The sequence below is a fragment of the Anaerolineae bacterium genome, from assembly GCA_014360855.1.
Taxonomy (GTDB): Bacteria; Chloroflexota; Anaerolineae; order JACIWP01; family JACIWP01; genus JACIWP01.
In genome coordinates this window covers 1-6,640 of record JACIWP010000182.1, presented here as the reverse complement: position 1 = coordinate 6,640, position 6,640 = coordinate 1, and the positions used below count along the sequence as shown (strand labels likewise).

The following is a 6,640-nucleotide window of genomic DNA, read 5'->3' as shown; positions in this document are numbered from 1 at the left end:
GCACGCCGGCCGCGCGCGCGGCGCGCGACGCCGATCGGTTGAGCTGAAGCATGCTCTGTACCGCCGCCTCCACATGTTCCGGTTGGGCGGCGCCTCCCTTGGCGGCGGTGGTGATAAGGCCGGTGCCCAAGGGCTTGGTCAGGAAGAGCTGATCGCCGGCCCGTGCGCCGGCCTTGGTCATTAGTTCGGCGATGGCCACGATGCCGGTCACGGCCAGCCCGTACTTCGGCTCATCGTCGTCAATGGTGTGGCCGCCGGCGATGGCCGCGCCGGCCTCCCGCACTTTCTCCGCCCCGCCGCGCAGTATCTCGGCCAGCACAGCGCGATCCAACCATTGGGGGAAGGCGGTGATGTTCAGCGCGAACAGCACCTCGCCGCCCATGGCGTAGACATCGCTCATGGAGTTGGCGGCCGCGATCGCACCATATATATACGGGTCGTCCACCACCGGCGCGAAGAAGTCCAGCGTCTGCACCAGGGCGCGCTGATCATCCAGCCGATATACCGCCGCGTCGTCGGGCAAGCCCAACCCCACGAGCAGGTCGGGGAAATCGGCCGGCCGGAAGAGGCCCTTTAACGGCTCAACGAGGCGTGCCAGGTCACCCGGACCTGTCTTGCCCGCTCAGCCGGCACAGCTCGCCAGCTCGGTCAGGCGCACCGGCCGGCCGTTGCGGTTGCGGATCGTGTACGATGAAACGTCCATATTGCCCCCCATATCCCGTCCAATTATATCTGCCGGATATCGGCAAATGCTACCTTATGGGTGCGCAGAACTTCCTCCACGCGGGCATGGTCCTCCCACAGAAAGCGCAGGCAGACCCCACAGTCCGAGCTGACCTGGCGCGGCACCGGGATCAGCTTGACCGGCAGGCCGGCGGCCTTGAGCACCCGCTCCGCCTGGATGGCGCGCTGGGTGGAGTCGAAGAGCACCACGCCGTACTGTGCTGACATTGACATGGGTATCCTGCCTGGCGGTTACGGCGAGATAACCTTGCCGGCGGAAAGCAGTGTCTCGCCGATGGAATACATGTTGGACACTGCGCCGACCTTGAGCGCCTCGGTCAGGCCGAAGAAGTTCAGGCAGGTGCCGCAGGAATATATTTCCACCCCTCGCTCCTCCAAGGCGCGCAGGTCATCCAGCACCGGCGATCCCTCGGTGGTCAGCTTCACGCCGCTGTTCAGGAAAATGAAAACCTCCGGCACATCCTCCATCTCGGTGAGGGTGTGGAAGAAGCCGCGGATAAGGATTTCCCCCAGCTCGTCGTCCCCGTGCCCCATGCGGTTCGATTTTACCAGCAGGACGGTGGGGCCGGCGGGCGCAGAGACTGCCGGCGCAGGGGCTTCCTGCGGCTGTTCCGCGGCGGCCGGCGCGGTCAAATGCAAATACACCGCATTATCCTGGCGTTCCTGCGCCACCTGCCAGCCGGCTTTCTGGGCCATGCGCGTCACGTTGACCACCGCCGTCTCGCTGTCCACGATGACGGTGATGCGCCCGGCACCCTCCTGCATGGCCTTGCGCGTCAGGATGACCGGCTGAGGGCATGCCAACCCACGAGCGTCAACGGTCTTCGTCATCATATACACTCCTTTCCCGGTTCGCAACCTGGAATATCAAGGCCTGGGCGCGCTGGGCCAGCGCCTCCACGGCGTCCAGCGCCCGGTCGATGTCCTGCGGCGTGGTGAAATAGCCGGGGCTGAAGCGAATGGTGCCCTGGGGGAATGTGCCGATGGTGCGGTGGGCCGCCGGCGCACAGTGCAGGCCCACCCGACACAGGATGCCGAACTCTTCATCCAGGGCCAGCGCCGCCTCCGAGGGGGACATGCCGGCGATGTTGAATGAGACCACGGCGACCTGCTGTGCCGGGTCGCCGGTGCCATATACCTGCACGCCGGCGATGGCGCGCAGGCCGTCGAGCAGTCGGCGCGTCAGCGCCATCTCGTGGGCGCGCACCCTTTGGATGCCCTCCCCCCGCAGGAATTCCAGGCCGGCTTTCAAGCCGGCGATGCCGGCCGCGTTCAGCGTGCCGCTCTCGAAGCGGTCAGGCAGAAATTCGGGCTGATGCTCCTCTTCGGAGCGGCTTCCCGTTCCCCCGCGCATCAGCGGCTCGATGGCATCATCCGGCACCCTTTCTCCCAGGATGAACCCGCCAGTGCCCTGCGGTCCCAGCAGTCCCTTATGGCCGGTGAAGCACAAGATGTCAATGTTGTCCGCCGGCATATGGATCGGATAAACGCCGGCGGTCTGCGCCGCGTCCACCACCAGCCAGATGCCGTGCTCCCGGGCGATCTGACCCACCTCCCGCACCGGGGCCAGCGTCCCCACCACGTTGGAGGCATGGTTGAGCACGATCAGGCGCGTGTTGGGGCGCAGGGCGTGTTCGAAATGGCGCGGCTGAAACACCCCGGCCGGCGATGCCGGCACCACCGTCAGCTCCACCCCCTGGCGTTCCAGGGCGCGCAGGGGCCGCATGACGGAATTGTGCTCCATACTGCCGGTGACCACATGGTCGCCGGGCCGCAGGAGCCCGCGCAAGATCGTGTTCAGGGCTTCGGTGACATTCTTGCAGAAGACGACGCGCAGGGGGTCCTCGGCGCCGAACATCTCCGCCAGCAGGGCGCGGGTATCGTACACCAGCTCGGCGGCGGCGGTGGAAAGGCGGTGGCCGGCGCGGCCGGGGTTGGCGCCGATATGGGTGATGAAGTCTGTGACGGCCTGGGCAACGCCGGCCGGCTTGGGCCAGGAGGTGGCCGCGTTATCGAGATAGATGATGTTGGGTACTTGCTGGTTCATGGGTCCTCCTCGCCGGCGATTATAGCACCGTCCAGCCGCCGCCGCAAATCCATGCAATTTGATTATGCTTTTATTCCAAAATTTTATAATACAGCGTGGGTGCCGGTACATCATGAACAAATTTTAACCCTATTTTTATCTATTTTCATGCTTTGTATAGCTATGACACGTATAATATAAAAGGGATTCTATCGCCGGGGCCAATTGACGCTGGTGGCATTCTCCTGTATAGTACGGCAAGCTCGATATCACGCACCGAGGGAATGGGGTCCATGAAAGTACGAGCGATCGACCGCTGGTTTGGCCGGCTCGGGATTTGGGTGACCCTGGCCCTGATCATCCTGGGGCTGAGCTGGTTGTCCATCCATGCGCAACCTCCGGAGAATACCGCCTCCTCTCCGCTGATGTACGACGCCGAGGGCGCCGGCATTGTGAGCGGCGCCGGCGTCCCCTACACCAAGGATCGCGTCAAATATCCCGGCATCTATGTCATGCACGACGGCGCACACCTGGATCCGGCGCAGTACCCCGGCATCTTCGTCGGCGGCAACGGCCTGTTCGAATGGAACCAGATTGAGCCTGAGGAAGGCTATTATAACTGGCAGATCGTGGACCAGTGGATCGCGCATGAGGCCGCCCTGGGGAAGCGGGCGAGCCTAGCCTTTCATTTTATGGAGGGCGGAGGGAGCACCGTCCCCGATTGGGTGTTCAGCAAGGCCGGCGCCGGCAAATTCACCTGCACCTGGACCATCCCGAAATACTGGGACCCCATTTTCCTCGCCAAGCTGGAACAATTTATCAAGGCGATCGCCGAGCGCTATGACAATGACCCGCGCGTGGAGTGGATTCAAATCGGCACCGGCATCTACGGCGAGAACCAGCCCTCTATTGACGCCGATGACGCCTGTGTGAAAGCCGCCATGCAGGCCGATCTCCCCGGTGTGGACCCGGGCGGCCTGTGGGTCGGGGTGGTCAAAAACATCACCCGTTTTTACGCCGAGGCGTTCAAGAACAAGCCGGTAATGCTCCAGTTCGCGCCGACCTTCGTTCATCCCTGCGAGCGGAAGTGGACCACCTCCTATGCCGCCAGCCTGGGCATCGGCGCCAAGCACAACGGCCTGCGCTGGGACGATGACCCCGCCATCATTCCGCCGCCGCACCCGCTGGCCGGCTGTGGCTTTTACGACCCCTTCCTCGACTACGGCGCCTCCGTGCCGACCGGCTGGGAAGCGGTGCGCAACCCTTATATGACCGACGAGACCAAGGAATACTGGGGCTTCCTGAACGGGCTGGACAAGCACCCCGATTACATCAATGTGGCGCGTGACCTCATCACCACCACCGCCGACCCGGACTTTCTGCGCTTCGTCAACCGGCATCTGGGCGTCACGCTCAAGAACACCCCCAGCGTCTGGATCGCCCTGCGCGAGACGGAGCAGAGCTGGATGCCGCAGTGGGGGGATTATCAGTTCTGGCTGTACCGCCGGGATGATATCCCCGGCGGGAAGACCGTCCCCCTCTGGAACGTGGGCACGCACAAATACGGCCGCTATACCCGCCGTACCGACCAGGCCACCGGCAATCCCTACATGTTCTTCAACGTGGACGACGGCTATATGTACGGCGGCCAGCAGGCCATCACCTTGACGGTGATTTACTATGACAAGGGGAATGACCGCTGGTTCCTGGATTATGATGCGGTAGGTGGGACAGGCCGGCGCGAGGTCCGCAAGACCAATACCCAGACCTGGAAAAAGGCCGTCTTCGTCATAGATGATGCCTCTTTCGCCAACCGGCTGGCCGGCGGCAGTGACTTCCGCATCGACTGCGCCGGCGACGGCGACGAGATCATCCACTTCGTCCAGGTGGAAAAGCGCGGCGGAGTGTCCGATCCGACCCCCACGCCGAACCCTTTCGCCACGCCCACGCCGACCTGGAGACCGCCCACCCTGCCGCCTTCACCGACGCCCACGCGCACACCGACGCGCACCCTGACGCCCACCCCCGGGCCGGGCTTCTATGTAACCTCCCTCCAGGAAGGGCGCTCCGGCTACACGGGCGCGCGCGATACGTTTATCAACGGCTGGGCGCCGGACAGCAATTACGGCTCCTACACGCGCCTTTTTGTGCGCTCCGGGGATTGGATGGCCTCGCTCTTGTATTTTGACCTGCGCGGCTGGCTGCCGGCCAACGCACAGGTCCAGCAGGCCACCCTGCGCCTGTATGTCCAAAGCGCATCGAACTCCAATTCCCTGGAAGCGCGTGTCTTCCAGATGCGCCGGCCGTGGGACGAGGAGGTCGCGAACTGGAAGCTGGCGCGCGCCGGCGACGCCTGGGGCATCGAGGGAGCCAACGATATCAACCTGGACCGCTATCCCGTGCCCTCCGATACCCGCACCTTCCAGGCGTTGGGCGCCTGGTATCAGTTCGATGTCACCGAGATGGTTCGTCAATGGGTGAGTGACCCGGCCAGCAATTACGGCTTGGTTGTGCGGGGCGGCGGGGGCGCCGGCGTGGAATATCATATCCCGTCGCGCGAGTACTACGACAGCTCTTTGCGGCCCAATCTGGTCATCAGCTATACCATCGCGCTCCAGCCAAGCCCGACGGCCACGTTCACGCGCATGCCCAGCCCTACACCGACGCTGTCGCCTACGCCAACGCCCACCTGGACTGCCACGCCAACCGGCCGGCCGTCGCCGACGCCCACCCCGCTCCCTCCTCAGCAATATACCGTGGTGCTCCAGCAGGGGAGCGCCGGCTATGCCGGCACCGCCGATACATTCATCCATGCCTGGTATCCGGACTTGAATTACAACTCTTTGGACGGCATGTACGTGCGTTCCGGCGAGCACGAGTGCGGGCTGATCCGCTTCGAACTGCCGCCCAGCATCCCCCGGGACGCAGAAGTCGTCCGCGCGCGCCTGGAGCTGTATGTGGACGGGCGCACCAACGGCTCGGCGATGGAACTGCGCGCCTATGCGCTCCTGCGCCCATGGAACGTCTCGCAGGCGACCTGGTATCTGGCGCGCGCCGGCGATCCCTGGGCGCAGCCAGGAGCCAGCAAGCCGGATGTGGACCGCGCCGGCGCCCCTGTGGACACTATCCTGGTGCCCTATGAGAAATCCTGGGTCTCCCTGGACCTCACCCCGCTGGTGGCGCAGTGGCTGCGCGCCCCTTCCCAGAACTGGGGCGTTGTCCTGCGCGGCTATGGTGAGGCCGGCGTGGAATACCGCTTTATCTCCAGCGACAATTTCTGGTATTCGGACCTGCGGCCGAAGCTGACCATTACGTACCGCCTGCCGGCGCCGACACCGCTCCCCACGCACACGTTCACGCCGGCGGCTTCGCCCACTCGCACGCCGACCTTTACGCCGTCGCCGACCCCGACCATCACCTTCACGCCTACCCGCACTCCCACACCGACCCGCACGCCAACGCTGACCCCGACCCCATTTGTGGGCACCCGCACCGTGCGCCTGCAGTACGGTGCGGAAGGGTATCTCGGCTCGCGCGATACCTTTATCCACGGCTGGTACCCGAAGAGCAACTACGGCTTGCTCCAGCGCCTGGTGGTGCGCTCCGGCGGCTGGGCCAAGGGGCTTCTGTACTTTGACCTGCCGGCCATGCCCTCGAACGCCGAGGTGCGCTTCGCCACCCTTTCCCTCTATGTCTCGGGCCGCTCGAACGCCTATCCCATCACGCTGAACGTCTATCCTGTCTCGCGCGTCTGGGACTACCTGGACGCCACGTGGGAGGTGGCTCAGGGAAACACGTCCTGGGGCCTGCCCGGTGCCGGCATGGCCGGCGTGGACTATCTGCAACAACCGATGGCCACGGCCAATGTGG

Annotated in this window: 5 protein-coding genes; 1 reads left to right on the top strand and 4 read right to left on the bottom strand. The window is 64.4% G+C overall.

Translation table 11 applies throughout. From position 1 onward, the window contains the following. From selD to H5T60_10255, 4 genes are all read right to left on the bottom strand, one after another. On the bottom strand, positions 1 to 682 hold a 682-nt coding region (gene selD, locus H5T60_10270; GenBank protein ID MBC7242815.1), incomplete at its 3' end, for a selenide, water dikinase SelD. 44 nt (positions 683 to 726) lie between these two features. Further along, the gene (locus tag H5T60_10265; protein MBC7242814.1) at positions 727 to 951 is read right to left on the bottom strand and encodes a DUF3343 domain-containing protein; all 225 of its coding nucleotides are present in this window, start codon (positions 949 to 951) and stop codon (positions 727 to 729) included. 24 nt (positions 952 to 975) lie between these two features. Continuing rightward, positions 976 to 1,578, bottom strand: coding sequence for a sulfurtransferase-like selenium metabolism protein YedF (gene yedF, locus H5T60_10260; GenBank protein ID MBC7242813.1), 603 nt, complete (start codon positions 1,576 to 1,578; stop codon positions 976 to 978). Continuing rightward, the gene (locus H5T60_10255; GenBank protein MBC7242812.1) at positions 1,559 to 2,791 is read right to left on the bottom strand and encodes an aminotransferase class V-fold PLP-dependent enzyme; all 1,233 of its coding nucleotides are present in this window, start codon (positions 2,789 to 2,791) and stop codon (positions 1,559 to 1,561) included. The genes yedF and H5T60_10255 overlap by 20 nt, the downstream gene beginning before the upstream one ends. A gap of 272 nt (positions 2,792 to 3,063) precedes the next feature. On the opposite strand from H5T60_10255, the gene H5T60_10250 reads away from it, so the two are divergent. Next, a partial coding sequence (locus H5T60_10250) for a DNRLRE domain-containing protein (protein MBC7242811.1) occupies positions 3,064 to 6,640 on the top strand: 3,577 nt, incomplete at its 3' end.